Source organism: Actinomadura verrucosospora (assembly GCF_039540335.1).
Classification (GTDB): Bacteria; Actinomycetota; Actinomycetes; order Streptosporangiales; family Streptosporangiaceae; genus Spirillospora; species Spirillospora verrucosospora.
Map to the genome: position 1 here is coordinate 227924 of NZ_BAABEV010000007.1, position 24829 is coordinate 252752.

General features: G+C 71.9%; 24 protein-coding genes and 2 pseudogenes. 13 read left to right on the plus strand and 13 right to left on the minus strand.

Annotated features, from left to right (window positions below):
* The first annotated feature begins 177 nt into the window (after positions 1-177).
* On the plus strand, positions 178-810 hold the full coding sequence (locus tag ABD944_RS11320) for a PaaI family thioesterase (RefSeq protein ID WP_345175122.1): 633 nt from the start codon (positions 178-180) through the stop codon (positions 808-810).
* Here the strand turns inward: ABD944_RS11320 and ABD944_RS11325 are convergent.
* On the minus strand, positions 794-2125 hold the full coding sequence (locus ABD944_RS11325) for an MFS transporter (RefSeq protein ID WP_345175124.1): 1332 nt from the start codon (positions 2123-2125) through the stop codon (positions 794-796). The genes ABD944_RS11320 and ABD944_RS11325 overlap by 17 nt on opposite strands.
* A 122-nt stretch (positions 2126-2247) precedes the next feature.
* On the minus strand, positions 2248-2772 hold the full coding sequence (locus tag ABD944_RS11330) for a hypothetical protein (protein ID WP_345175125.1): 525 nt from the start codon (positions 2770-2772) through the stop codon (positions 2248-2250).
* A 27-nt stretch (positions 2773-2799) separates the two neighbouring features.
* Between ABD944_RS11330 and ABD944_RS11335 the strand changes: the two genes are divergently transcribed.
* The gene (locus ABD944_RS11335) at positions 2800-3480 is read left to right on the plus strand and encodes a response regulator transcription factor (RefSeq protein WP_345175127.1); all 681 of its coding nucleotides are present in this window, start codon (positions 2800-2802) and stop codon (positions 3478-3480) included.
* A complete protein-coding gene (locus tag ABD944_RS11340; protein ID WP_345175128.1) occupies positions 3477-4832 on the plus strand; it encodes a sensor histidine kinase in 1356 nt (451 codons plus the stop codon). The genes ABD944_RS11335 and ABD944_RS11340 overlap by 4 nt, the downstream gene beginning before the upstream one ends.
* A 4-nt stretch (positions 4833-4836) precedes the next feature.
* Here the strand turns inward: ABD944_RS11340 and ABD944_RS11345 are convergent, their stop codons facing one another.
* Positions 4837-5340 carry a DinB family protein gene (locus ABD944_RS11345; RefSeq protein ID WP_345175129.1) on the minus strand — a complete coding sequence of 168 codons (504 nt, stop codon included), beginning with the start codon at positions 5338-5340 and terminating at the stop codon, positions 4837-4839.
* A gap of 67 nt (positions 5341-5407) precedes the next feature.
* Positions 5408-5899 carry an SH3 domain-containing protein gene (locus tag ABD944_RS11350; RefSeq protein ID WP_345175131.1) on the minus strand — a complete coding sequence of 164 codons (492 nt, stop codon included), beginning with the start codon at positions 5897-5899 and terminating at the stop codon, positions 5408-5410.
* A 1063-nt stretch (positions 5900-6962) separates the two neighbouring features.
* Here ABD944_RS11350 and ABD944_RS11355 point away from each other — a divergent pair.
* The 4 genes and pseudogenes from ABD944_RS11355 to ABD944_RS11370 form a co-directional block, all read left to right on the plus strand.
* Positions 6963-7163, plus strand: a complete 201-nt coding sequence (locus ABD944_RS11355; RefSeq protein ID WP_345175133.1) for a DUF5708 family protein — start codon at positions 6963-6965, stop codon at positions 7161-7163.
* An 845-nt stretch (positions 7164-8008) separates the two neighbouring features.
* Positions 8009-8377: an effector-associated constant component EACC1 gene (locus ABD944_RS11360; protein WP_345175135.1), complete on the plus strand. Its 369-nt coding sequence runs from the start codon at positions 8009-8011 to the stop codon at positions 8375-8377.
* A gap of 1 nt (position 8378) precedes the next feature.
* Complete coding sequence (locus ABD944_RS11365) at positions 8379-9677, plus strand: caspase, EACC1-associated type (protein WP_345175137.1); 1299 nt, start codon at positions 8379-8381, stop codon at positions 9675-9677.
* Between the two features lie 31 nt (positions 9678-9708).
* Positions 9709-9867 (plus strand): annotated as a pseudogene (locus ABD944_RS11370) (ClpX C4-type zinc finger protein); the annotation flags it as partial.
* A gap of 630 nt (positions 9868-10497) precedes the next feature.
* On the opposite strand, the gene ABD944_RS11375 reads toward ABD944_RS11370, so the two are convergent.
* On the minus strand, positions 10498-11058 hold the full coding sequence (locus ABD944_RS11375; RefSeq protein WP_345175138.1) for a TetR/AcrR family transcriptional regulator: 561 nt from the start codon (positions 11056-11058) through the stop codon (positions 10498-10500).
* 71 nt (positions 11059-11129) lie between these two features.
* Between ABD944_RS11375 and ABD944_RS11380 the strand changes: the two genes are divergently transcribed.
* Positions 11130-12506, plus strand: coding sequence for an amidase (locus ABD944_RS11380; RefSeq protein ID WP_345175141.1), 1377 nt, complete (start codon positions 11130-11132; stop codon positions 12504-12506).
* Positions 12507-12562: 56 nt separating this feature from the next.
* Here ABD944_RS11380 and ABD944_RS11385 read toward each other — a convergent pair whose 3' ends face one another.
* The 5 genes from ABD944_RS11385 to ABD944_RS11405 form a co-directional block, all read right to left on the minus strand.
* Positions 12563-13324 (minus strand): glucose 1-dehydrogenase, encoded by a 762-nt coding sequence (locus ABD944_RS11385; protein ID WP_345175142.1) that lies wholly within the window; start codon positions 13322-13324, stop codon positions 12563-12565.
* Between the two features lie 69 nt (positions 13325-13393).
* The gene (locus ABD944_RS11390) at positions 13394-13963 is read right to left on the minus strand and encodes a TetR/AcrR family transcriptional regulator (protein ID WP_345175143.1); all 570 of its coding nucleotides are present in this window, start codon (positions 13961-13963) and stop codon (positions 13394-13396) included.
* An 87-nt stretch (positions 13964-14050) separates the two neighbouring features.
* Positions 14051-14746, minus strand: a complete 696-nt coding sequence (locus ABD944_RS11395; RefSeq protein ID WP_345175145.1) for an endonuclease V — start codon at positions 14744-14746, stop codon at positions 14051-14053.
* A 41-nt stretch (positions 14747-14787) separates the two neighbouring features.
* Positions 14788-15975 (minus strand): serine hydrolase domain-containing protein, encoded by a 1188-nt coding sequence (locus ABD944_RS11400; RefSeq protein ID WP_345175147.1) that lies wholly within the window; start codon positions 15973-15975, stop codon positions 14788-14790.
* Positions 15976-16043: 68 nt separating this feature from the next.
* On the minus strand, positions 16044-17741 hold the full coding sequence (locus ABD944_RS11405) for a bifunctional lysylphosphatidylglycerol flippase/synthetase MprF (RefSeq protein ID WP_345175148.1): 1698 nt from the start codon (positions 17739-17741) through the stop codon (positions 16044-16046).
* A gap of 164 nt (positions 17742-17905) precedes the next feature.
* Between ABD944_RS11405 and ABD944_RS11410 the strand changes: the two are divergent.
* A pseudogene (locus ABD944_RS11410) lies at positions 17906-18360 on the plus strand (flavodoxin family protein).
* A 29-nt stretch (positions 18361-18389) separates the two neighbouring features.
* A complete protein-coding gene (locus ABD944_RS11415; protein ID WP_345175150.1) occupies positions 18390-18689 on the plus strand; it encodes a Dabb family protein in 300 nt (99 codons plus the stop codon).
* Positions 18690-18945: 256 nt separating this feature from the next.
* Here the strand turns inward: ABD944_RS11415 and ABD944_RS11420 are convergent, their stop codons facing one another.
* The gene (locus ABD944_RS11420) at positions 18946-19170 is read right to left on the minus strand and encodes a hypothetical protein (protein WP_345175152.1); all 225 of its coding nucleotides are present in this window, start codon (positions 19168-19170) and stop codon (positions 18946-18948) included.
* A 261-nt stretch (positions 19171-19431) separates the two neighbouring features.
* Here ABD944_RS11420 and ABD944_RS11425 point away from each other — a divergent pair, with 261 nt between their 5' ends.
* The gene (locus tag ABD944_RS11425) at positions 19432-21579 is read left to right on the plus strand and encodes an MMPL family transporter (RefSeq protein ID WP_345175155.1); all 2148 of its coding nucleotides are present in this window, start codon (positions 19432-19434) and stop codon (positions 21577-21579) included.
* On the opposite strand, the gene ABD944_RS11430 is transcribed toward ABD944_RS11425, so the two are convergent.
* Positions 21566-22234 (minus strand): TetR/AcrR family transcriptional regulator, encoded by a 669-nt coding sequence (locus ABD944_RS11430; protein ID WP_345175157.1) that lies wholly within the window; start codon positions 22232-22234, stop codon positions 21566-21568. The genes ABD944_RS11425 and ABD944_RS11430 overlap by 14 nt on opposite strands.
* Positions 22235-22359: 125 nt before the next feature.
* On the opposite strand from ABD944_RS11430, the gene ABD944_RS11435 reads away from it, so the two are divergent.
* Positions 22360-22947 (plus strand): HAD family hydrolase, encoded by a 588-nt coding sequence (locus ABD944_RS11435; protein WP_345175159.1) that lies wholly within the window; start codon positions 22360-22362, stop codon positions 22945-22947.
* Here the strand turns inward: ABD944_RS11435 and ABD944_RS11440 are convergent, their stop codons facing one another.
* Positions 22948-24018: an Rv1352/Rv1906c domain-containing protein gene (locus ABD944_RS11440; protein ID WP_345175160.1), complete on the minus strand. Its 1071-nt coding sequence runs from the start codon at positions 24016-24018 to the stop codon at positions 22948-22950.
* Positions 24019-24118: 100 nt separating this feature from the next.
* On the opposite strand from ABD944_RS11440, the gene ABD944_RS11445 reads away from it, so the two are divergent.
* Positions 24119-24793, plus strand: a complete 675-nt coding sequence (locus tag ABD944_RS11445) for a hypothetical protein (protein WP_345175163.1) — start codon at positions 24119-24121, stop codon at positions 24791-24793.
* Positions 24794-24829: the final 36 nt, after the last annotated feature.

The window sequence follows — 24829 nt, forward strand, 5'->3', positions numbered from 1 at the left end:
CGTCCTCTTGTCCTCTTCGGGCGTCCCTCGGGGGGGTACCGCAGGAATCTATAGGACCCGGGCTCCCCGGCGGGTCGACCGCTGAGCGGGACCTGCGTCCGGACCGCTCTCCGACATATTTTAGAATTTCGTTCGGCCAATGGGGCGATGGGGGGCATGCCCCGCGAGGAGGCTGGAGTGAGCGCGATCCCGATGGAGCGGCCGATGCTGGGGGACGACGAGGCCGCGGCGCTGACGGGCCTGGCCGCCCGCGTGCGCGAGCTGGCCGAGGCCACCGTCCTCACCGGCGCCGACGCGGCCGAGGCCGCCGCGGTGGCGGACGAGATCGCGGCGCTGACCGCCCGGCTCACCGCCGAGCGCCGCGGCGCCCCGCCGTTCGTCACGCCCGGCGAGCGCCGCATGGACCGCCAGATCGCCAATCCCGTCACCGGGCCGCTCAACCCCTTCGCGCCGCCCATCAGCCTGGAGGTGACCTCGGACGGCGTCGTCCGGGGCGAGTTCACGCTCGGCGCCGTCTACGAGGGCCCGCCCTCGTACGTGCACGGCGGCGTCTCCGCGATGGTCCTCGACCAGGCGCTCGGCATGGCGGCGGCCGCCACCGGCACGCCCGGCATGACCGCCACCCTGGAGACGCGCTACCGGCGCCCCACCCCGCTCGGCGTCCCGCTCCAGGTGGAGGCGAAGGCGAGCCGCGTGGAGGGGCGCAAGGTCCACGCGTCCGGGACGATCAGCGCACCGGACGGGCTGGTCACGGTCGAGGCGACCGGGATGTTCATCATGCCGCAGCGGTTCGTCACGTCGGAGTACTGACCGCCGCGCGCTCCTCCACAGGGGCGGGCAGCAGCGCGAGCGCGCCCAGCGTCAGCACCGAGGCCACGATCATGCTGATCGAGATCGCCTGCCAGCCGTAGTCGTGCAGCAGCCACGTCGCGAGCAGCGGCGCGGGGCCGCCCGCGAACACCGAGGCGAGCTGGTACCCGATGCCCGCCCCGCCGTAGCGCAGCCGCGTCGGGAACGTCGAGGCGATCAGCGACGCCTGCGGCCCGTACTGCACGGCGTGCGGGATCTGCGCCACCACCACCGCGACGACGACCAGCGCCGCGACCTCGGTGTTGAGCAGCGCGAAGTACGGGAACGCGAACAGCGCCACGCAGATCGAGCCGGCCGCGTACACCCGTCGCGGTCCGATGCGGTCGCCGAGGTGCCCGGCGGCCGGGATCGTGACGAGCTCCAGCGCGGCCGCCGCCGTCACCGCGCTCAGCGCGAGCCCTTGCGCCATGCCGAGGTGCTTGTGCACGTAGGTGAGCGCGAACGAGGTGAACAGGTAGAACGGCATCTGCTCCGAGCAGCGCAGCAGCGCGCTCAGGAGGATCTCCCGGGGGTGCCGCCTGACGACCTCGACGACCGGGACCCGGGCGACCTCGTCGCGCTTGACGACCTCGGCGAACAGCGGCGTCTCCATCACCCGGATCCGCACCCACAGCCCGATCCCGACGAGGACCAGGCTGAACAGGAACGGGACGCGCCACGCCCAGTTCCGGAACGCCTCGTCCGCCGACAGCGCGATGGCGGTCATCATGCCGGTGCCGAGGATGAGCCCGATCGGGACGCCGAGCTGCGGCAGGCTCGCCATCAGCCCCCGCCGCTTCTGGTCGCCCCATTCCATCGACAGCAGCACCGAGCCGCTCCACTCGCCGCCGACCGCGACGCCCTGCAGGATCCGCAGCGCCACGAGCAGCACGGGCGCGGCCCAGCCGATCGTCTCGGTGCCCGGCAGCACGCCGATCAGCGCGCTCGACACGCCCATCAGCACCAGCGTGACGATCAGCGTCGCCTTCCGGCCGAGCCGGTCGCCCCAGTGCCCGAAGATCGCCGCGCCCACCGGGCGGGCCGCGAAGCCCACCGCGTACGTCGCGAACGCCGACAGCGTGCCCGCGTAGTCGCTCGACTCGGGGAAGAAGACGTCCTTGAAGACGATCGCCGCGGCGGTGTTGTAGAGGAAGAAGTCGTACCACTCGATGGAGGTGCCGATCACGCTCGCGGCGGCGGCCTTGCGGACCTGCGCGCGGCGCTCCTCGGCGTCCGCCGCGCCGGCGCGCCCGGCCTCTCCGGGATCCAGAACCATGGGAGCCGTTGACCTTTCCGACCGCCCCCGCCGGTCCCAGCGATTTGACCCACTGTTTCCCGCTGGGTTCGCCGCCGAAACCGTGGCGGCGCGAAACGGTCGACAATCGGGTGGTTGCCCGCTCAGTACTCGTAGACCTTGACCGTCGGGGCGTGCTCGTACCAGGACGCGATGACCGACGAGGTGCGCTTGTCGGAGAGGAAGTCGACCCGCAGCCAGCCCTCGGTCTGCGTCACGCGCGTCTCGTAGCCGGGGTTCGGCGTGGCCGACACCAGCCGCACCCGGTCCTTCTCGATCGACATCGCGGCGCTCCCGCCGCGCGTCGCGTAGCTGCGCACGTGGTCGGTCGGCTTGGCGGACGAGCCGCCGCCGCTGGGCTTGACGGGCGGCGCCTTCGGGGTCCTGGACGGCGCGGGCCCCTCGTCCTGGCCGGTCGGCGGGCTCGACCGGGCGGTGGGCGACCCGGCGGCGGTCGGCCCCGGCGGCGGGGACGGGCTGGAATGGATCACCGGCCCGGCGATCGGCGGCGGCGCCGACCGGTCCGACACCGCGCTGCGCACGACGCCGCGCACGCCGAGCCAGGAGAGCGCCACCGCGAGCGCGGTCACCCCGGCCCACGGGGCAACATACGACATCGCGCGACGCATGGGCACATGGTGGCATACGGTTCCGCCATGGCGAGTGTGTTGGTGGTCGAGGACGACGCGAACGTCCGGACCGCCTTGATCAGGGAGCTGAGCGCCCGGTCGCACGTCGTGCGCAGCGTCGGGACCGCGATGGACGCGCTGCGCGAGGTCACGCAGTCCCCGCCCGACGTCGTGGTGCTCGACCTCGGGCTGCCCGACCTCGACGGTGCGGAGGTGCTGAAGATGCTGCGCGGCATCTCCGACGTGCCCGTCATCATCGCGACCGCGCGCGACGACGAGCCCGAGATCGTCCGGCTGCTGAACGCGGGCGCCGACGACTACCTCATCAAGCCGTTCTCCATCGAGCACCTCAGCGCCCGGCTCGCCGCGGTGCTGCGCAGGTCGGCGCGGTCCGGGCCCACGGCGGAGCTCAGCGTGGGCGGCCTGCACATCGACCTCGACCGCCGGGAGGCGCGGCTGGACGGCAAGCCGCTGGAGCTGACCCGCCGCGAGTTCGACCTGCTGGCCTACCTCGCCGCGCGCCCCGGCCGGGTCGTCGCGCGGCGCGAGCTGCTCGCCGAGGTGTGGCGGCAGGCCTACGGCGACGACCAGACCATCGACGTCCACCTGTCCTGGCTGCGCCGCAAGCTCGGCGAGACCGCCGCCGCCCCCCGCTACCTGCACACGGTCCGGGGCGTGGGGGTCCGCCTGGCCGACCCGCGCGCATGAGGCGGACGCTCGTCCTGGTGTCGCTCGCCGTCACCTCGATGGTCGCGCTGGCGTTCCTGATCCCGCTCGCCCTCACCGTCCGGGAGATCGCCCGCGACCGCGCGCTGACCACCGCGGAGCGGCAGGCCAGCGCGCTCGGCCCGGTCCTCGTCGTCACCGAGGACCCGGCCGCCCTCGAACGCGCCGTCGCGAGCACCCAGGCGGGCGCCGCCGGGCGGATGACCGTCCACATGCCGGACGGCGGCCTCGTCCCGAAGAACCCCCGCGAGGACGAGGGCGCCCGTCCCGAGCAGCTCACCGAGGCCGGGCGGCGCGGCCGCTCCTACACCGCCCGCGTGGACGGCGGGTACGCGCTCCTCCAGCCGGTGTCGCTGGACGCGGGCCGCACCGCCGTCGTCGAGGTGTTCCTGCCCGACGAGGACCTGTCGCGCGGCGTGTGGAAGGCGTGGCTCGTCATGACCACGGTCGCCGCCGCGCTCGTCGCCGGGTCCGTCGCCGTCGCCGACCGGCTGGGCGCCCGCATGATCCGCTCCACCCGCCGCCTGGCCGAGGCCGCGGGCGCGTTCGGCGACGGCGAGCTGTCTGTGCGGATCGAGCCGGACGGGCCGCCCGAGCTGGTCGAGGCGGGGCTGGCGTTCAACGCGATGGCCGACCACGTCGTCCAGCTGCTGTCGGCCGAGCGGGAGATGGCGGCCGACCTGTCGCACCGGCTCCGCACCCCCCTCGCCGCGCTCCGGCTCAACGTGGAGTCGCTCGGGAACGGGCACGTCGCCGAGCAGACCCGCGAGGCCGTCGACCGGCTCGAACGGGAGGTCGACCAGATCATCCGGACCGTCCGGCGGCCCACCGGCCGGGGCAGCTGCGACGCCTCCAAGGTCCTGCGCGACCGGGTCGCGTTCTGGTCCGTCCTCGCCGAGGACGAGGGGCGCTCCTGCGAGCTGATCGGCGCCGAGGGCCCAGCACCGCTGCCGGTCCCCGGCACCGAGCTGGCCGCCGCCGTGGACGCGCTGCTCGGCAACATCTTCCGGCACACGGCCGAGGGCACCGGCTTCGTCGTCACCCTCCACCAGGGGCAGGGCGTCACCGGCATCCTCGTCGCCGACGGCGGTCCCGGCATCGCCGACCCGGACGCGGCGCTGAAGCGGGGCAGCAGCGGCGGCGGCTCCACCGGCCTCGGCCTGGACATCGCCCGCCGCGCCGCCGAGGCGACCGGCGGCTACCTGCGCATCCACCGCAGCGTCCTCGGCGGGGCCCAGGTGCAGATGTGGTTCCGCACGAAGTGGCTGCCCCCGGCCCGCCGCTCCCGCCGCCTCGTCCGCCGCCGCCACTCCCGCACCAAACGCCCGGCCTAGCGGGCTAGTCGTCCTCGCGGACGTGGTCGCCGGTCGCGCCGTCGAGCATTTCGCGGACGATGTCCATGTGCCCGGCGTGCCGCGCCGTCTCCTCGACCATGTGGATCAGCACCCATCGCAGGGTCACGGTCGCGCCGTGCCACGCGGTGCCCCGGTCTTCGAGGGCCACCTCCTCGATGACCTTGTCGGACGCGGCGCGCGCCCGCCCGTAGAAGGCGACGACGCTCTCGATGGTCTCGCCGGGCTCGATCCTGAGGTCGGCCTCCGGGTCGTCGTCCCGGAACGGGAGCGGCTCGGTCTCCCGTCCGAACGTCTCGCAGAACCAGTTGTACTCGACGGCGCCCAGGTGCTTGGTAAGGCCGAGCAGGCTCGTCCCGGACGGCGTCATCGGACGCCGCGCCTGCTCCTCGTCCAGGCCGTTCAACTTCCACAGGACCACGTCTCGATGCCTGTCGAGAGCGGCCTTCAGGCTTTCCTTCTCACCACCGGTGTACGGCACTTCTTCCATGCGGGGACGCTACCAGCGCGACGGGACCGGGCCGGCGTCCGTGGACGCCGGCCCGGAAGGGGCGCGCTCAGCAGTTGGAGTACTTGACGTACCACTTGCCGCGGACGGCCCCGTCGTCGGCGCCGAGCATGTAGTCGGCGATCCACTGGGTGGAGTTGAGCCGGACCCACAGGTACCCGTCCCTGCGCTGGATGGAGTCCCAGTCGGTCCGCACCTTGGACCCCTTCGCCAGGACTCCGACCTTCGCGTAGCCGAGGCCCGGCCCGGTCCGGACGTTGAGCCCGTCCGCCGGGAGGACGACCCCGTCGCAGAGGCGAACGCGCTGCTCGTCCCGGACGAGGAGCCGGTGCATCGCCGCGGCGGCGCCCTCCGGCCCGACCTCGATGGCGCCCGGACCGTGCCCTTCCTCCTCCTGCGGAGGATCGGACTGGACCGCGGCCGACCCGTCCAGGCCCGGTGCCGGCGGCGGAGCGGCCCCGGCGACCGCCCCGGTGCCCAGTGCACCGCCGACGAGCGTCGTGGCGACCAGGACCACACCGAGCTTGGTACCTACGTGCATCTCTACCTCCCGAGTGAGGTGACGGACTTACAACCTCATGTTACTCATAGTCATCGTACGAGTGCAGAGAGTTGTGCAGACACTTCTTTGTGACGCGTAAAGGGTCGAGATCCGCATCCCTTTACTGCCGCCCCGAAGGGCACTCCCGACGAATCGGTGGCCGAGGGCGGCAGATGCGGCCGGTCACGACCCCGCCGGCTCGACCCCGCCGGCTCGACCCCGCCGGCTCGACCCCGCCGGCTCGGCCGCGCGGGCTCGGCGTCGCCGGGCGCTCGCCACCCGCGTGACGCCGCCGAAGACTCGCAGCATGGTCGCGCGCCTGAGACAGGAGTCGGGCGGGGGTGCGCCACCGGCCGCGGCCGATAGGGACGCGCCCCCACGGCCGAGGCGACCAACGAGCAGCGCCAGAACCCTGCGGCTGATCCGAGCCGAGACCTCCCACGTCCGGTGGATCTCAACATTGGTCGGTAGCAGGGGCGCCCACCGATCCGTCACCGAGCCGCCCAGCCGGAGACTTGCGCTTCCTCATGCGTCCGACACAGTAGTGTCCACGGGGAGTTTGACTCCCCGATCAGAAAAACAAAAAAATAGCAAAGGACAAAAGAGATGAGTAAGACCAAGGACGATATGGCCGGAGACGACGCTGAGCAGCAGGGTCGCGAAGGCAAGGGCAACCGGGAAGGGGCCGAGGCCGGAGGAACCACCCAAGGTGGGTCCAACGGAAAAGGCCACTAGTTAGGTCGGTTGGGCCTGATGCGGTGAACCGCATCAGGCCCAACCGATCTTTGTTTCTGGCCTTCGAGGTTGGCGGTAGAGAGCAGGCCCCACATGGCCAGCACGATGAGCTGCCCCCTGTGGCCGGAAAGCTAGGGCCGGGCCGGCATGGCCGTGATCCAGCAGTGCAGAGGGCCGGCTGTGCGTTTAACAAGCTGGGGTGACGGGGGGTGTCGGTCGAAGGATGTAGCCCGATCTCCTTAATCGGCAGGAGGTTCGGCGCCCCGGGCCTGATTAGCGTTTCTTGAGATTCGGAACGCCTGTTCGCCCGCGGTCGGAAGGATTGCTCATGGCCCCTGCTCACAAGACGCTCCTCACTGGTTCGATCACATTCGTGGCAGGGCTGGCGCTTTGGCTGTCGGGCCTTGATGAGAAGATCGTCATCATCACGCCGTCCAAGGTCGGGGTAGTTCTGATGATCTTGGGTGGACTGGAGACCTTGTACGGGGTCTACATGAGCGTGCGCACCGACCGCGCAGCGCGCGGCTAAGAGCCTGCTCCAAAAGCCAATGCGGAGGTCGCGCGGCGGCTGGTGCCGGCGCAGGGCTGGCTCACCTACGGCGGCGAGTGGGTCGGGCTGCAGCCGGTCCATGTCCAGCGGCGCGGTCACAACATCAGGGCCGTATCCAGGCCCGTGGCGGTCGGCGGCTGCTGCCCGTCGGGGTGTGCGGTGCGGATCGCGGTGCTCGCGTTGGCGACTGCGTCCACCGTCCGGCGGGGGCGAGCCCCCAGGGGCACCACCGAACTTCTAGGGCCCCGGTTCGACGAACTCGCCCGCAACTACCGGGTAGCGGTCGTAGTGGTCGCCGCTTTGCTCTGGACCAACACACGATCCACCGGACAGGCCCGTAGGGCTGGGCCGTCCGCGGGGTTGATCTTTCCGGCGGCGAGGATCACTGCCGGAGAAAAGATCATCTGCGGCCACTCCTCTCCTGAAGCCCGTATCCGGCGGGGGCGATTCCAAAGGCCAGTGTCTACGGAGGAGCGTGCGGCCGACCTACGGGCCGAGATCGCTACATCACTGGACGTGTTCATGACAGCCTCATAGGCTTGACCGCGACCTAGGACGTTCCGGAATCCGGACGGACGCATGCCGAACGAACCTGCGCGCCGCTCTACTGGAGCAGGGCCTGACAATCGCCACGCTCGCCGGGTCCCTCGACGTGGACCCGAAATCGGTAGAACGGTGGATCATCAAGGACCGCACCCCCTCCTGGCGGCATCGCAGCGCAGCGACCTCCCGCTCGCGTGGACAGAACATACGTGTCCAGCAGCGCGCCACACCTATGCCGGGGGACCGGGCCATGAGCCCCAAGATCGACTACTGCAACTCTTATGGAGGTTCCGGTGGAGGCTCGACTTTCCTTGGAATCCGCCGACCCGATCCCGGACTTGGAGTCACTTGCGGATTGGCTCCGAGGTGAATCAGAGTTTCATGGAAGGGTAACGGTCCATTCAGGAGCCCCAGAGGACGGCCAACTGGGGACGGTGCCCCAGGCTCTGGTCGTGGCACTGGGCTCCGGAGGGGCCGTCTCGGTTCTGGTGGCCACTCTGAGAAGCTGGCTCTCGCTGCCGCGGCGCTCAAGTGTCAGGATCAAGGTGCTGGGCAAAGATGGGGCTGAGATCGAGGTGGACGCCAAGAACATTCGGGAAAAGCGAGTTGAGGCGCTGGTCGACGAAGTGCTCAATCGAGAGTCCGAATAGTATGCGCCTGCCGGACCCACAGCGCTCGCGCGTGATTCTGATGGGCACAAGCGAATACAATGACGAAGCGATTCCGGACCTGCTCGCGGCTGAGACCTCCTTGCGGGATCTCAGTATCCTGCTGTCAGACCCCACATTCGGGATAGTCCCCGAGGAGAACTGCATCACCCTTCTCAATGAAGGGGATATCCGCCTGCTGGGCAGGAGGCTGCGGTCGGCGATATCAGAGGCAGAGGATCTGCTCTTGGTGTATTTCGCCGGCCATGGACTGATCGGCGGTAAGCGTCACGAGCTCTATCTTGGCCTGCCCGACAGTGAATGGAACGAGCCCGAATTCACCTCGCTGGAGTTCGAAAAACTGCGCAGTGCGGTACTCAACAGTCATGCGACGACCAAAGTAATCATACTCGACTGCTGTTTCTCGGGACGAGTCATCTCGGAGACGATGGCTGATCCGATCGCGTCCGTCGTCGGTCAACTCGATGTCGACGGCACGTACGTGCTCACGTCCGCTCAGCGCGATCAGGTCGCACTGGTCCTTCCCGGTGAAGAGCACACCGCTTTCACCGGGAGGCTGATGAAGCTACTGCGGGAGGGTGTTCCTGAAGGCCCGCAACTTCTCTCCATAGAGGACATCTACCGCCATCTTCTGGTGGTCATGCAGGCTCAGGGGCTGCCGCAGCCGCAGAAGCGGGGCACGCGTACCGCTGATCTGATAGCCCTCGCCCGCAACCGTGCCGTCGTGAGCCGCACCGCGTCCTCCTTGCGGTCTCGCTATCTCATGGCGGTTGATCATGGTGAACGCGGGGATTGGCCTCGCGTAAGGGATCTCCTGGAAGATGTGTGCGCCGCACAGGAGGATCTTCTCGGGGAGAACCATCCGGACTTCTTGAGGAGTTGTCAACTTCTCGCACACAGCATAGGGGCCCTGGGCGACCCCCGACAGGCGGCCGTAGAACTCCACTATCTGCTCGCCAGGCAGATATCGATTCTTGGTGACGAACACGCAGATGTACTGCAGTCGCGTCAGTATCTTGCGCTCAACATCGGCGAAGCCGGTTATCGCGGTGACGCAGTCAAGATGTTGCGCGTCCTGCTGCCGATACGCCGACGTATCTTGGGAGCTCATGACAGCGCGACATTGCGTACGTGTCACCTTCTGGCGCGGAACCTGGCGGCCATCGGAGAAGTAGAGGAAGCCGAGGCGCTGTTGCGAGAGGTCGTCGAACGGCGAGAACAGACACTAGGTGCCCACCATCCACATACTGAGAGGGCGAAGCGTGATCTGAGTCGACTCTAGAACTGGAGATGTCGGATCGCGCGAAACTGCCATGAGCACCGAGCAGGAACTCCAGGGCCGGGATGTTGCAGTTTTGAACTGCTCATTCTGCGGAAAAAGTCAAACGCAGGTCCGCAAACTCATCGCGGGCCCCGGTGTGTATATTTGCGATGAGTGCATCGAGCTCTGCAACGAGATAATAACCGAAGAGCATGAATTCGATCCTGAAAATTACCTTCCTCCTCCTTATGAGCCATGCGCGATGGGAGAAGAGGATGTGTACGTCTGGACCATGAGCTGAGTGCGGCTCCCCTACGCCGCGCTCGCGAGCCCATGCCGCGGTGCCCTTATAGGCGAACCCACGTCCGCGGGCGTGCGGGGTCCATGTGGGGACGTCTCGCCCGACGTAGCGTCCGGGCGAGCTTGGTGGCGCTGATTTCTAGGGCCATGGGGCGGCCTCCTCCCTTCTGAGAGGGGAGACACAGGAGCCAGCGTCAGTCGGTGCGGTTCGACGGTGCTGGACGGGGGCGGACTGGTCCCGTGGGCTCCTTCTCTTGTTTTCGCAGGTGAGCGGCTCTCTGGCCGACTTCCCCGGACGACCCCGGACGGGGCGCGAATAAGGCTGGCTCAGGGGTTCCCTAAGTGAGGCTTAAAGGTGTTCTGGTGGGGGGGTGGGCGGCTTAGCGTTTGGGGTGTCAGATCGGAGACACGGCGGAGGTGCACAGGCGGAGAGCAGAGCGATCGTCGGCTGAGGTTCCGACTGAGGTTCCTGATTGAGACAGACTTCTGGCCTGCACGGCCCCCTAACCCCGCTCTGGGGCCGTGCGGGCCAGAAGCCTTTTCAGGGGCGGGGGAGGGCGCCGAGCAGGAGCAGGCGGAAGGCGTCGGCGGTGCCGGTGGCGGTGGTGTCGCCGGTGGCGAGGCGGCGGATGGCCAGGCCGTAGAGCATCGCGACGATCGCGGGGGCGTGGTGTTCGGCGTCCGGGATGTCCAGGGCCTTCAGGATGGCGGTGGCCAGGCGGTCGTAGGCCTCGATGGAGCGCGTGGAGGTCTCGCGGAGGGCCGGGTCGCGGGCGGCGTGCAGGTGGAGTTCGAGGTTCGCGATCTGCTCGGGGCCGTGGGCGAACTCGACGACGGCCTTCTCGACCTGGTCGGCGGCCTGGACGGGCGCGATGCCGGACTCGGCGAGGGCTGTGACGTAGGCCGTGATGCGGGCGATCTCCTGCTCGACGAAGGCGTGCAGCGCCTCGCGCAGCAGGTCCTCCTGGCTGGGGAAGTGGTAGGTCAGGGAGCCGAGGGAGACGCCGGCCGCGCGGGCGACGGCGCGGTTGGTCACGGCGCCGATGCCCTCTTCGCCGATCAGGCGGAGGGTGGCGTGGAGGATCCGGTCACGGGCGTTCATCGGTGCTCAGTCTTCCCCACAACGGATGCGTTCAGTATCGTTCGTTCGAACGAACGATAGCGGGAGGCGGCGTGGAGCTGGGGCTGGCCGGGCAGGCGGAGGCGCTGGCGAGGGGAGAGATCTCCTCGAGTGAGCTGGTGGAGGAGAGCCTGGAGGCCATCGGCCGGGGCGAGGCGCTCGGCGCCTTCCGGGTGGTGCGGGCCGAGGCGGCCGCGCAGGAGGCGCTGGAGGCGGACAAGCGGCTGGCGGAGGGGGAGCGGCTGCCGCTGCTCGGGGTGCCCGTCGCCATCAAGGACGACACGGACATTGCGGGGGAGACCACGCCCTTCGCGGTGGCGGGGGACCACCGACCGGTGGCGCGGGACGGGGAGGTCGTGCGCAAGCTGCGGGCGGCCGGGGCCGTCATCGTGGGGAAGACCACGACGTGCGAGCTCGGGTTGTGGCCGTTCAGCGAGTCGCGGGAGTACGGGATCGCGAGGAACCCGTGGAATCCCGACTACTCGCCCGGCGGGTCGTCGGGCGGGTCAGCGGCGGCCGTGGCGGCGGGCATGGTCGCGGCGGCGGTCGGGTCCGACGGGGCGGGGTCGATCCGCATCCCGGCGGCGTGGACGGGCCTGGTGGGCATCAAGCCCCAGCGCGGCCGGGTCTCCGGGCACCCGCACACCGATCCGTTCAACGGGATCACCGTGTGGGGGCCGCTCGCGCGCACCGTGGGGGACGCGGCCCTGCTGCTCGACGTGCTGACCGGCAGCCACGCCGAGGACGTGTACCGGCTCGACCCGCCGATCACGCCGTTCGCCGAGGCGGCGAGGCGGGAGCCGGGCAGGCTGCGGATCGCCGTCTCCTACCGGACGGCCCTCGGGGTCAGCGGGAGGCTCGACCCGCAGATCCGGGCGGCCGTCGAGCGGCTCGCGCGGAGGCTGACCGACCTCGGGCACAAGGTGTTCCCGGCCGACCCCGACTACGGGCCGACGGCGCTCGGGCTGGTGCCGCGCGGGACGGCCGGGGTCGCCGACTGGCTGGACTCCCTGCCGAACCCGCGGCCCGACCCGAGGACGGAGGCCGAGGCGCGGCTGGGGAGGGTCCTCGGGAGGCGGCTGCTGCCCCTGGCCAAGCGGCTGGACCCGTATCTGCGGAGGCGGGCCGGGCGCATCTTCCAGATCGCGGACGTGGTGATGACGCCCACGACGGCGCAGCCGCCGCTGCGGGTCGGGGCCTTCGACGGGGCCGGCTACCACCGGACGCAGTCGGGGGTCGCGGCCGCGTGCCCTTACGCGTGGACGTGGAACGTGCTGGGATGGCCCGGAGTGAACGTCCCCGCGGGGTTCACCAGGAACGGGCTGCCCATCGGCGCCCAGTTGCTCGGGCACGACTCCGACGAGGCGACGCTCATCTCGCTCGCGGCGCAGCTGGAGTCGGTCGAAGGGTGGGTCGGGCTGCGCCCCTAGACGCGTGACGGGCCGCCGGTGCGGGGGTCCAAGCCGGTACCGGCGGCCCGTCGCGTTCAGTAGCCGGCGCCGGTGAGCATGCCGCCGTCGACGAGGACCTCGCTGCCGGTGCAGTAGGTCGAGTCGTCCGAGGCGAGGAAGACGACCAGCCCGGTGATCTCCTGCGCCTTGCCCATGCGGCCGAGGGGGAGCGCCTTCATGAACGCGTCGGCGCTGGCGGCCGTGGCGGAGACGATGTCGTCCTGCATGGTCAGGGGCGTCAGCACCCCGCCGGGGTGGATGGAGTTCACGCGGATGCCGTACTGGCCGAGCTCGCGGGCGGCGGACTTGGTCAGCCCCCGGACGCCGAACTTGCTGGCGCTGTAGGCGGCGAGGCCGGCGGCGCCGATGAAGCCCTCGGTCGAGGACACGTTGACGATCGAGCCGCCGCCCGCCGCGCGCATCGGGGCGGTCACCGTCTTCACCCCGAGCCACTGGCCGACCAGGTTCACGTCCAGGATCTGGCGGAACTCCTCGACGGCCATGTTCTCGATGGTCTTGTGCCGGAGGATCCCGGCATTGTTGACCAGGACGTTCAGCGCCCCGAAGGTCTCGGTGGCGGTCTGGACGGCCCGCTGCCAGTCCTCCTCGCGGGACACGTCCATCCGGACGAAGCGGGCGCCGTCCCCGAGGTCGGCGGCCAGCTTGGCGCCCTCCTCCTCCAGGACGTCGCCGAAGACCACCCTGGCGCCCTCGTCCAGGAACCGCCGGACGTGCGCCTTGCCCATGCCGCGCGCGCCGCCCGTGATCAGCGCCACCTTGCCGTCAAGCTGCCCCATCAACGCTCCTCGTCGCCCGTTGCCTCCCGGTCAACCTAGCGAACGCTTGGTCAAATGAACAAGGCGGCCCTAGCCGGCGCGCAGCCCGCCGAACATCAGCGTGAGCATCCGGTCGGCGTACGCGCCGGGGTCGGGGGCGCGCTCGGACGCGACGCCGATCGCGTTCGCGAGCCGCAGCAGGTCGCCGGGATCGATCTCGGCGCGGACGGAGCCGGCCCGCTGCGCCCGCTCCAGCAGCCGGCCGAGCGCGGTGCGGATGGCGTCGGCCGCGGCGCCGAGCCCGGTGGCCGCCCACTCGGGCCCCATCGCCTCGATGATCACGGTGCAGGTGCCGCGCGGGGTCGAGGCGCCCGCGAGGTAGGTGCGCAGCCAGCGGGCGAGCGCCGCCTCCGGGTCCGGTTCGGCCAGCAGCGCGTCGGCGTGCCCGAGCAGGCCGTCGATCCGCTCGCGCAGGACGGCGTGCAGCAGCGCGTCCCGGGTGGGGAAGTGCCGGTAGAGCGTCCCCGACCCGACGCCCGCCCGCCTGGCGATCTCGTCGAGGGACGCGCCCGTGCCGTGCTCGGTGAAGGCGGTGCGAGCCGTCGTGACGAGTCGCTCGTAGTTGCGGCGGGCGTCGGCCCGCATCGGCCGGGTCTCCATGGGCACCGTCCAGCGGTCGCGGGCGGCCTGACGCGGCCCCCCGGCCTGCTTCTTTCGACGAGCCTGCCATTGTCCAGGGCGGATGCGCTACCCGGAGCGCGCGGCGAGTGCGCCGCGGGACAGCCGGTCGGCCCTGCGCGTCGTCTCCGGCAGCCGGTACTCGGGCGTCAGGGCGAGGACGGTGCGGCACGCGGCGTCGAGGCCGGTGCGGTGGCCGACGGACACGAACACCGGCTTCACGCCGTCGCGGGTCCGCAGCACCCGCCCGACGGTCTCGCCGCCGTCCAGCAGCGGGCTCGCGTCGCCGCGCCGCGGGCCCGGCTGCTCGTACGTCCCGACGAACGCGGTCTTGCCGACGCCGACGGACGGCAGGCCGGTCAGCACGCCGAGGTGGCACGCGAGGCCGAAGCGGCGCGGGTGCGCGATCCCGAAGCCGTCGCAGACGAGCAGGTCGGGCGTGGTCTCCAGGGCGCGGAGCGCGTCGAGCAGCGTGGGCAGCTCCCGGAACGCGAACAGGCCCGGGACGTAGGGGAACGCCGCCGTTCCGACGGCGACCGACTCCTCGACGACCTCCAGCGTCGCGGCGTCCAGGACGACCACGGCGGCGGCCAGCCGGTCGCCCGCGCCGCCGCCGTCGCCCGCGTAGGAGACGTCCAGGCCGGCGACGGTGCGCGGCGCGGCCGGGCCCGGGACGTCGAGTTCGAGCATCGGACGCAGCCGGTCCTGGATCGCCTCGGCCTCCCGCGGCGTGGACGGCCAGGGATGCAGATCGCGTACGTCCATGGCAGGACGCTACCGCTCTTGCGCGGCGGCGACCGCGGCCGTCACGACAGCGACGCGTACGCCGCCTGCGTCAGCCGGTAGGCGCGCAGGTCGCCGGACGCCTGGTCGCCCATCAGGTTCGGCAGGTAGGCGAGCGCGAGCCCGGCCTCGGGGTCGCCGAGCCCGACCGAGCCGCCCGCGCCGGTGTGGCCGAACGCCGACGCGCGCCCCGCCCTCGGGGTGAAGAAGGTCTGCGAGGGGCGCATGAATCCGAGGCCGAAGGTGCTCCGGACGAGCAGCGTGCGGTCGGGGCCGCTGACGCGCGGGCGGACGGCCTCGCGCAGCGTGTCCGGGCGCAGGACGCGGCCCGCCGTGAGGTCGCGGTAGAACCCGGCGAGCGCGGGCGCGGTCGTCGTCATCCCCGCGGCAGGCCACCCGGCGCGCAGCACGACCGGGTTGTTGTAGCCGCCCTTGCCCGGATGCGGGTTGTTCAGCGACCGGTTCATCATGGACCGCGGGTCGGTGTAGGCCTCGGCGAGCCGGGTCAGGACGTCCTGCCCGGTGGCGCCGAGCGCGTCGGTTCCGGGCGCGTCGGTCCCGCCGCCGGTGCGCCGGCCCGCCGACAGTTTCGCGGCCCGCTCGATCACCTCGTCCGGGGCACCGATCCACAGGTCCAGGTCGCGGGCGAACTCGTCCTTCACGAAGGCGCCGACCGTCCGCCCGCCGGAGTGGCGGCGGACGATCTCACCGGCCAGCCAGCCGTAGGTCAGCGCGTGGTAGCCGTGGGCCTCGCCGGGCGTCCACTCGGGCTCCTGGGCGGCCAGTTCCGCCGCGCGGGCCGGGGCGTCCGCGGCCTCCTCCGCGGAGACGGGACGCGCGAACGCGGGCAGGCCCACCTGGTGCGACAGCAGGTGCGCGGCCGTCGCGCCGTCCTTGCCCGCGGCGCCGAACTCCGGCCACCAGTCCGTGACCGGGCCGTCGACGTCGTAGGCGCCGCGCTCGGCGAGCAGCAGCGCCGCCGCGGCCGTCACCGCCTTGGTGCAGGAGAACCCGAAGCAGGGGGTGTCGGCCTGCCACGCGCGTCCGGTGCGGCGGTCGGCGACACCGCCCCACAGGTCGACGACCTTGCGGTCGCCCGCGTAGACGGCGACGGCGGCGCCCAGCTCGCGTCCCTCGGCGAAGTGCTCCTCGAACACGTCGCGGACGCGGGCGAACGCCGGATCGCAGTGGCCCTGCACCGTGCTGCTCATGCGCGATCCTCTCAGGCGGGGACTCCATAGAATCACGTTCTAGGACGTTCCGCCGCGCCGGGATCGCCTCAGGATCGGCCCAGGTGGTGGACGGGTTCGGTGATCGGGCCGGCGGCGCGCTGGGCGGGGCGCGTCCGGCCGAACTCCAGCGTGAGCAGCGCCGCGGCCAGCCACGCGATGTCGAACCAGGACCGGAAGACCACGCTGCGCGGCTTGTAGGACGGCCTGAACTTCTTGTCGAACAGGTACAGCGACTCCACGGCGATCCACGGGTCGAGGAGGTGCAGCGCCCGGTAGCCGGCCTTCTCCAGCAGGCCGCGCTCGTCGGCGTCCAGCAGCTCGCGGAAGGCGGCGAAGTTCAGCGAGACGAGCCCGTGCCCGTGCTCCGCCGCGTACTCGACCATCTCGACGATGAGGCGCTCGTTGACGCCGTTCGGGCCGCCGGGGTCGCGGCGCATCGCGTCCAGGCTGACGCCCTCGCCCGCGGTGACGTAGCGCTGGAACGCGATGGGCTCCTTGTCCTCGTCGTAGGCGACGGCGACGATCGCGCCCGGGTGGTACCCGGTGAGCAGCTCGTCCAGGTTCATGGAGAAGCCGCGTTCGGCCGCGCCGCCGAGGGAGCGGGACGCGACGTCCAGCAGCTTCCCGCGCAGCGCGGGCGTGAGCTCCCGTTCCGGGAGGATCTCGGATGAGACGCCGAAGTTCTCGGTGCGCTTGACGGCCTGCCGGACGTTGCGCATCTTCCGCCCGGACAGGCTGAACTCGGCGGGGCGGATGACGACCTCGTCGCCGAAGCCGATCGAGCGGCACCGCCCCCAGGCCGGGAGCAGGGCGTCGCTCGCGCCGAGGACGGCCGGGCGCCAGCCGGTGGTCCGGCACATCGACAGGAACGCCCGCACGGCGTCGGTGTGCGAGGCCGGGTCGCCGACCGGGTCGCCGCCCGCCACCGCCATGCCGAACAGGACCCGGTAGCCGATCGCGGCGCGGCCGTCCGCGCTGAACACGTACGCCTTGTCGCGGCGCAGCGCGAACGGGGCGAGGGTGTCGGAGCCGGGGTGCAGGACGAGGCCCGCGACGCGGGCGCGCTCCGCCTCGTCGCCGGGCGGGGGCGCCGGGTCGGGCGCGAGGAGTGTGATCACCAGGACGAGCAGGCCGGCGGCGCCGGCGAGGCCGAGCACGCCCGGGAGCCAGGACGCCCCGTCCATGGGCGCGCCGGTGGCGCCGAGCCCGATGGCGACGTCGCCGACCGACCGGACCGACACCCCGCCGAGGACCAGCGAGAAGAGGGTCGCGGCGGCGAGCAGCAGGGCGCCGGTCTTCACGGCCGCGCGGACGCGTTCGGGGTGCGGGCGCACGGGGAACCGGCCGCGCTCCAGCCACAGCCCGCCGAGGGCGGCGGCGAGGAGCGGCAGCCGCCACAGCGGGTCGTCGCCGGACAGCGCGGCGAGCAGGCCGAGGAGCGCCAGCGTGACGAGCCCGTACCAGGCGGCGCGGCGGCGCAGCAGCACGCCGCGGGCGACCAGGGCGAGCGCGAGGGCCAGCGCGACGGCGTGCTCCGGCCTCAGCGGGCTGCCGGTGGCGAGCTCGGACAGCCGGCCGAGCCAGTGCGGGGCGTCCGCGAACGCGGGCACCGCGATCAGGGCGGCGACCAGGGCCGCCGTCAGCGCGAGCGGCCAGACGGGCCGCGCATGGGGCGCCGCGTCCGGTCCGCCCGCGGCCGGAGGGCGGGAAACGCCGGCCCTCCGCAAAGACTCGTCCGATAGCACGAAGCACACCTCCGCTGAGCCCCCAACCAAGATCTTCCGGAACTCATTCCCGGGTTCGGTCGTTGTTATGGGGCCTTGACCCAGCGTACGGCCGGACCGCCGGCCGGGCGCCGTCACCGGGGCATACCCGGCCGGGTGGCCGGGACACCGCTAGCCTCGTGGTGATGAAGAGGCTCCTGCTCGTCCACCACACGCCCTCGCCGTCCGTCCAGGCGATGGTCGAGGCGGTGCGCGCCGGCGCGTCGACCGACGAGGTCCAGGGGGTGGAGGTCGTGTCCCGCGCGGCGCTGTCCGCCACCGCCGTGGACGTCCTGGAGGCCGACGGCTACCTTCTGGGCTCCCCGGTGAACCTCGGCTACCTGTCCGGTGCGCTGAAGCACTTCTTCGACCAGATCTACTACCCCTGCCTGGAGGAGACGGTGCGCCGCCCGTTCGGCGCCTTCCTGCATGGCACAACGACGCCACCGGCGCCGTGCGGGCCCTGGACGCCATCACCACAGGGCTGAGGTGGAAGGCCGTCCAGCCGCCCGTGGTGGTGATGGGCGAGCCCGGCAAAGCGGATCTCGAGGCGTGCTGGGAACTCGGCGCGATCACTGCGGCGGAGCTCGGAGACGTCTGAGGCGGGTGCGCCGCCTGTAGCGTGCCGTCATGAGTGGTTTCCGGCACATAGCGCTGTTCAGATGGACCGAAGGCACGACGACCGGCCAGCAGGACGAGGTCGCGGCGAAGCTGCGCGAGCTGCCCGGCGCGATCCCGGAGATCCGGGAGTACGGCGTGGGGGTGAACGCCGGCGTGAACCCCGGCGCTTACGACTTCGCGGTGGTCGCTGACTTCGCGGATCTGGACGCCTACCTCGTCTACCGCGACCATCCGGTCCACCGCGCGGCGGTCGAGGAGTACGTCACGCCCATCACGGCGGAGCGCGCGTCCATCCAGTACGAGCTGTAGGGGAACGGTCGAAAGGGGCGGCGCGGCGGCGCCGCCCCGAGGGTGAAAACCGAGCAAGCGCTTGTGCCCGAAGACTTTTCGGGTTAGTTTCCTCAGAGACGCCCGCTGGGAACGGATCGCGCCCCGTTCCCGGCGGGCGGCGAAACAGGACGCGAGGTGCCGGGCGCCTGCGAAGGCGTCAATCGGACGCGCACCCTCACGAATCGCAGGGCTCACCGAGCGCATGCGACGGAGCGCGTACGACGGGCGGAGGGGCTCACCCCCGCGACCGCAAGCTCATGATCTCCTCGCGGAGCTGCTGCGAGGACGGCGCCTCCAGCAGCCGCGGGCCCTCGCGCAGCGGCACCATGGCCCACCACGACCCCGTCGCCTGGCCGTACCAGACCCGCACGCCCGGGAACTGCTCCTGGAGGGCGCGCGCGGTGGCGGCGCGCAGGCCCGCGGGCATGGGCTCGCCGGCGGCCCCGTGCCGAGACGTCATGCCGCCCTCCCCCGGTAGATCTCTCCCTTGACAGCGTCCCCACGGACCAAAGCGTCACTCCTACTCCGCAAATCGTGACTAAGCACACTATGGGCCTTCCGGCCCCCGGACCGTGGGATACCGCGCCGGATGTACTCCGGTGGATGTATCCGGCTTCCCTGGGTGACACCGTCCGCCGGATGCCCTCGGCCACAACCGGAGAGGACGCTGAGCGCGCAAAGGACATCCCCTAGGCGCGGCGCGTCCGCGGAGGCGGTACCCATGAGACTCGCAAGGCTGGCCCGGTTCTGCTACCGGAGACGGCGCCTGACGCTGGCGAGCTGGATCGTCGGCACGATCGCCGTCATGACGATCGGCTTCGGCTTCGCCGCCGAGCCCCTGAACGACTTCTCCGGCGGCGACTCCGGCTCGGCGAAGGCGTCGGAACTGCTGGAGGAGCACTTCCCCCAGCGCAGCGGCGACTCCATCACGCTCGCGGTGCACGCCGACGGCGGCGTCCAAGACCCGAAGGTGAAGGCGAAGGTCGAGCGGGCGATCGACCGGCTCGCCAAGACCCCGCACGTCGCGTCGGTGTCGTCCCCGTACGAGACGCCCGGGCAGATCTCCGCGGACGGCAAGACCGCGTTCGCCACGGGCGGCCTCGACGTCTCGTCGGACGACATGCCGAAGACGGACGTGACCGCGCTCCTGGACGACGTGCGCACCGACTCGGGACCGGTCCAGATTCACCTCGGGGGGTCGGCGGTGGACGCCGCCGAGACGCCGGGCGGCGGCCCGTCCGAGGGCATCGGCCTGCTCGCCGCCGTCGTCATCCTGCTGGTCGCGTTCGGGTCGGTGCTGGCGATGGGGCTGCCCATCGTGACCGCGCTGTTCGGCATCGGCACCGGCCTCGCGCTGATCATGCTGCTCGGGCACCTGCTGCCCGCGCCCTCCTTCAGCCCCATCATCGCGGCGCTCATCGGGCTCGGCGTCGGCATCGACTACGCCCTGTTCATCGTCACCCGCCACCGGGAGGAGATGCACGCGGGCGCCGGCCCGGAGGAGGCGGCGGTCACCGCCGTCACCACCGCCGGACGGGCCGTGCTGTTCGCCGGCACCACCGTCGTGATCGCGCTCATGGGCCTGTTCATCATGCAGCAGAAGCTGCTGAACGGCGTGGCGGTCGCGGCCGGCGTCGCCGTGCTGATGACGATGCTCGCCGCCGTGACGCTGCTGCCCGCGCTGCTCGGCTTCGCCGGGCACGCCATCGACCGGCTGCGCGTCCCGGGACTCGGCCGGGCCCGCCGCCCGCTCGCCGAGCGCTGGGCGCGGGTCGTCCAGGCGCACCCGGTCGTCGCCGGGCTGTGCGCGGCCGCCGTCCTGCTGGTCCTCGCCGTGCCCGCGCTGTCGATGCGGCTGAGCCTGCCGGACTCCAGCACCCAGCCGCACGACCACAGCGGCTACCGGGCCAGCCGGATCATGGCGGAGGGCTTCGGCCCCGGCACCGCCGCGCCGCTGGTCATCGTCACCGAGGGCGGCGGACTCGCGGAGGCGGGACGGATCGCGGACGCCGTCCGCGCGACGCCGGGCGTCGCGGCCGTCCAGCCCCCGCGCCCCAGCCGGGACGGGAAGGCCGCCATCGTCATGGCGTTCCCGAAGACCGGCCCGCACGACGAGCGGACGCCGGGGCTGGTGCACACGCTGCGCGACGACGTCATCCCCGGGGCCGTCGCCGGCACGGGCGCCCGCGCCTACGTCGGCGGCCCGAACGCCGCCTCGATCGACTTCGCCGACAGCGTCTCCACCCGGCTGCCGCTGCTGATCGCCGTGGTCGTCGGCCTGTCGCTGCTGCTGCTCGTCGGGCTCGTCCGGTCGGTCACGGTGGCGGTGCAGGCCGCCCTGATGAACCTGCTGTCGATCGCGGCCGCGTACGGGGTGCTGACGGCCGTCGTCCAGTGGGGGTGGGCGGGGCGCGCGCTCGGCTTCCCGGCGGACATGCCCGTCACCACGTGGGTGCCGCTGATGATGTTCCCGATCCTGTTCGGGCTGTCCATGGACTACGAGGTGTTCCTCGTGTCCCGGATCCGCGAGACCTACGAGGAGGGCGTGGCCACCCGCGAGGCCGTCGCGCTCGGCCTGTCGCGCACCGCCCGCGTGATCAGCGCGGCGGCCGCCATCATGGTGATGGTGTTCCTGTCGGTTCTGCTCGGCGCGGACGTCGCCGTCAAGCAGATGGGTCTCGGCCTCGGCGTCGCGATCCTGATCGACGCGACCGTCGTGCGGCTGGTGCTCGTCCCGGCGCTGATGGAGCTGTTCGGCGAGGCGAACTGGTGGCTGCCCGGACCGCTGCGGCGGATCCTGCCCTCGCGTCCCGCGCCCGAGGCCGGGGACGGGGCCGATCGGGCGAGCCTGCGGGCTAGTGCAGGTTGATGCCGTCGAACATCACCTTGAGGTAGTGCTCGGCGAGCCCCTGGGCGTTCAGCCGGCCTCCGGGCCGGAACCAGCGGACGGCCACCCAGACGGTGTCGCGGATCATCCGGTAGGTCAGCTTCGGGTCGAGGTCGGGGCGGAACAGCCCTTCCGCCTGGCCCGCCTGGAGCGTGGTCACCCACATCTTCTCGACCTCGTCCTCGGACTTGGTCAGGTAGGCGAACCGGTCCATGCCCCGCAGGTAGTTCCAGTCGTTCTGCATGACCGTGATCGCGGCGCGGTGCGGCTCCAGGGTGCCGAACGCGACGCGGACGAGCCCGGCGATCGTGTCCCGCGGGTTCTCGTTCTCGTCGATCACCGCCTGGTAGGCGGCCATGACCTCGGTGAAGAACCCGGACAGGATCTCGTCGACGATCGACTCCTTGGAGTCGAAGTGGTGGTAGAGGCTGCCGGACAGGATGCCCGCCTCGTCGGCGATGTTGCGGACGGTGGTGGCCTGGAACCCCTTCTCGGCGAACAGTTCGGCCGCGAGCCTGACCAGGTGGGCGCGCCGTTCGGACGCCAGCGCGGGGGTTCCGCGGCCGCGGCGGCGGGGCGCGTCCTCGCCGGCACCGCGGGTTCTCGATCGTCCGGACTTGGCGCTCGTGGTCGTCACCCTCTCATTATGCCGTGTCGCCCAACCGCTTGCTCGATTCGGCGGCCGGACCAGCGTACGACGTGCAACAAGCGCTTGCTACAGAGGTTTCCCGGACCGCCGCCCGCGCCGATTAGGCTCGGGCCATGCCCGAAGTGATCGTGTTCGACCTGTACGGAGTGATCGCCCGCACCCAGACGCCCGAGGCGGTGCGGCGCATCGAGGAGATCGCCGGGACGCCCGGCCCCGCGTTCTGGGACGCCTACTGGGCCTGCCGCCCCGCCTACGACGCCGGCCAGGAGAGCGCGGCCTACTGGGCGGACGTCGCGGGCCTGCTCGGCGCCACGTTCCCCGACGTCCCCGCCCTGACCGAGGCCGACCTCGACAGCTGGACCGCCGTCGACGAGGAGATGGTCGCCCTGGTCGGCGAGCTGGCCGACCGGGGACGCACGCTCGGGCTGCTCTCCAACATCATCGGCGACCTGGTGCCCCGCTTCGAGGCGCGGCACGGCGCCTGGCTCTCCCGCTTCGACGAGCGCGTCTACTCCTGCCGCATCGGCGTCGCCAAGCCCGACCCCCGCGCCTACGAGATCTGCGCCGGCCGCCTCGGCGTCGAGCCCGCCGACGTCCTGTTCTTCGACGACAACGAGCGCAACGTTCTCGCCGCCCGCGAGACCGGCATGCGCGCCGAACTCTTCACCTCCCCGGCCCAGGTGCGCGCCCTCACCGCCTGACTAGGAAGGGGGCGGGAGCTCCCCGCCCGCCTCGGCCGCCTCGGCGAGGCGCTCGCGGAGGGTGCGCAGGAGCTCGTCGCCCTGCTCGGTCAGGCGTTCGATGGCCGGGAGCGCCAGATCGTCCCGGACGGTGTCGGCCAGCAGTTCGTCGTACTCGTGCGCCTTCTCCGCGATCGACTCCAGGCGGCGCTGGGCGCGCAGCACCTCGTCGGCCGACCGGGCGCGCTCGGCGTAGCGCTCCAGGGCCTCGACGCGGCGCGTCACCGCCTCGACCGAGGTGTCGAGCTTGTCGCGCAGCGGCCGCAGCGCCGCCTCCACCTCCGGGAGCGTCTCGGCGCCGACCATGTCGGCGTGGTCAGCGCGCAGCCGCGACTGCTTCGCCAGGACCTGCGCGATCTCCCATTCCTGGCGCGGCAGCGTGACGGCGTTGTCCACCGCGTCCAGCAGGCCCTCGCGGTTGACCTGCGAGTCGCGGACGGCGTCGACGGCCGCCTGGACGCGGGCCAGCAGCGCGCGGCCGTCGTCGTCGAAGTCCTCGGGGAGGAGGTAGCGGTCGCGGCGGCGCTCCAGTTCCCGGGCGCGCCGCAGGTCCAGCGAGACCGACGGGGTGCCGAGCGCGACCAGCACCGCGAGCATGCCGAGGCCGATCAGCCACAGCGAGCCGAGGAGCGGGGAGCCGACCAGGCCGAGGGCGAGGACCGACAGCGGCGCCAGCCACACCAGCGGCTTGCGGCGCGCGACGATCGTGTCCAGCTCGGCGCGCAGCGCCGGGTCGGCGACTGGCCGCGGCTCGGCCGGGGCGCCGTCCTCGGGGGAGCGGGGCGGCGCGATGCGCCGCCAGGCCGTGGAGACGTGGGTCTCGAAGGCGAAGTCGGTCTGCGCGATCTCGATCTCGGTGGGGCCGGCGGGCAGCGGCCAGGAGCCCACGGGGTCGCCCCCGCCGGGGCCGGTGAAGCGCACCCACCACCCGCCCTTGCCGTCCTCGCAGCGGTAGCGGCCGGGGGCGACGTCGATACCGACGAAGAACGTCCCGATTCCCGGTATGGAATCACTCCATGCGCCACTGGTCACCGGCGACCTCCCGTACCTGAACGACGTCCGGGGGACGGCAAGAGTTGCAGTACCCACTACCGCTCCCGGGAAGCGGAACGGAGTTTGGAATACTCCACGGGTGCGACCCGACTATGACCCCCTTGACGACCCGCCGTGGGCGATGCAACTGGTGGTACGCGCCGAGAAGGCCGATCCGCCGGGTCACGACGCCGTCTGCGAGGCGGCGGCGACGGCGGTCGTCCGCCTGCTGACCGACCCGCGCGCCGCCGAGCCCGAGGGGGAGTGGCGGGAGGCCGTCCGGGAGTGGGAGTCGCGCCGGATCCGGAAGGTGACGCGGCGGGCCCGCGGCGTGCGCTGGCCGGAGGCGGAGGCGCTGCCCGGCGTCACGGTCCGGCACGCGGGCGCGCAGGTGCGGGCCTTCCCGCCGGGGCCGGTGTCGGAAGTCCCGCCTCAGCTGGCCAAGCTCCAGGTCGCGGGCCTCGACCTGGCGGAGGCGCCGGAGCCTTCCGCGCCGCCCGAGCCCCCGTACGCGGTGATCGCCCTCAACCCCGAGGTGACGATCACGACGGGGAAGGCCGCCGCCCAGTGCGGGCACGCCGCCCAGTTGCTGCTCCGCCAGGGACGCCGCCGGCACGTGGCGGAGTGGGTGGAGGCCGGCGCCCCTGTCCACCTGGCGCGGGACGTGCCGTGGGCCCGGTGCGTGAAGGAGGCGGCCGTCGCGGTCCGGGACGGCGGTTTCACCGAGGTCCCGCCCGGCACGATGACCGCGATCGCCTGGCTGGTCCGGAAATAGCGCGCGGGCGACCCGGGGCGCGGCGCGCCGGAACGG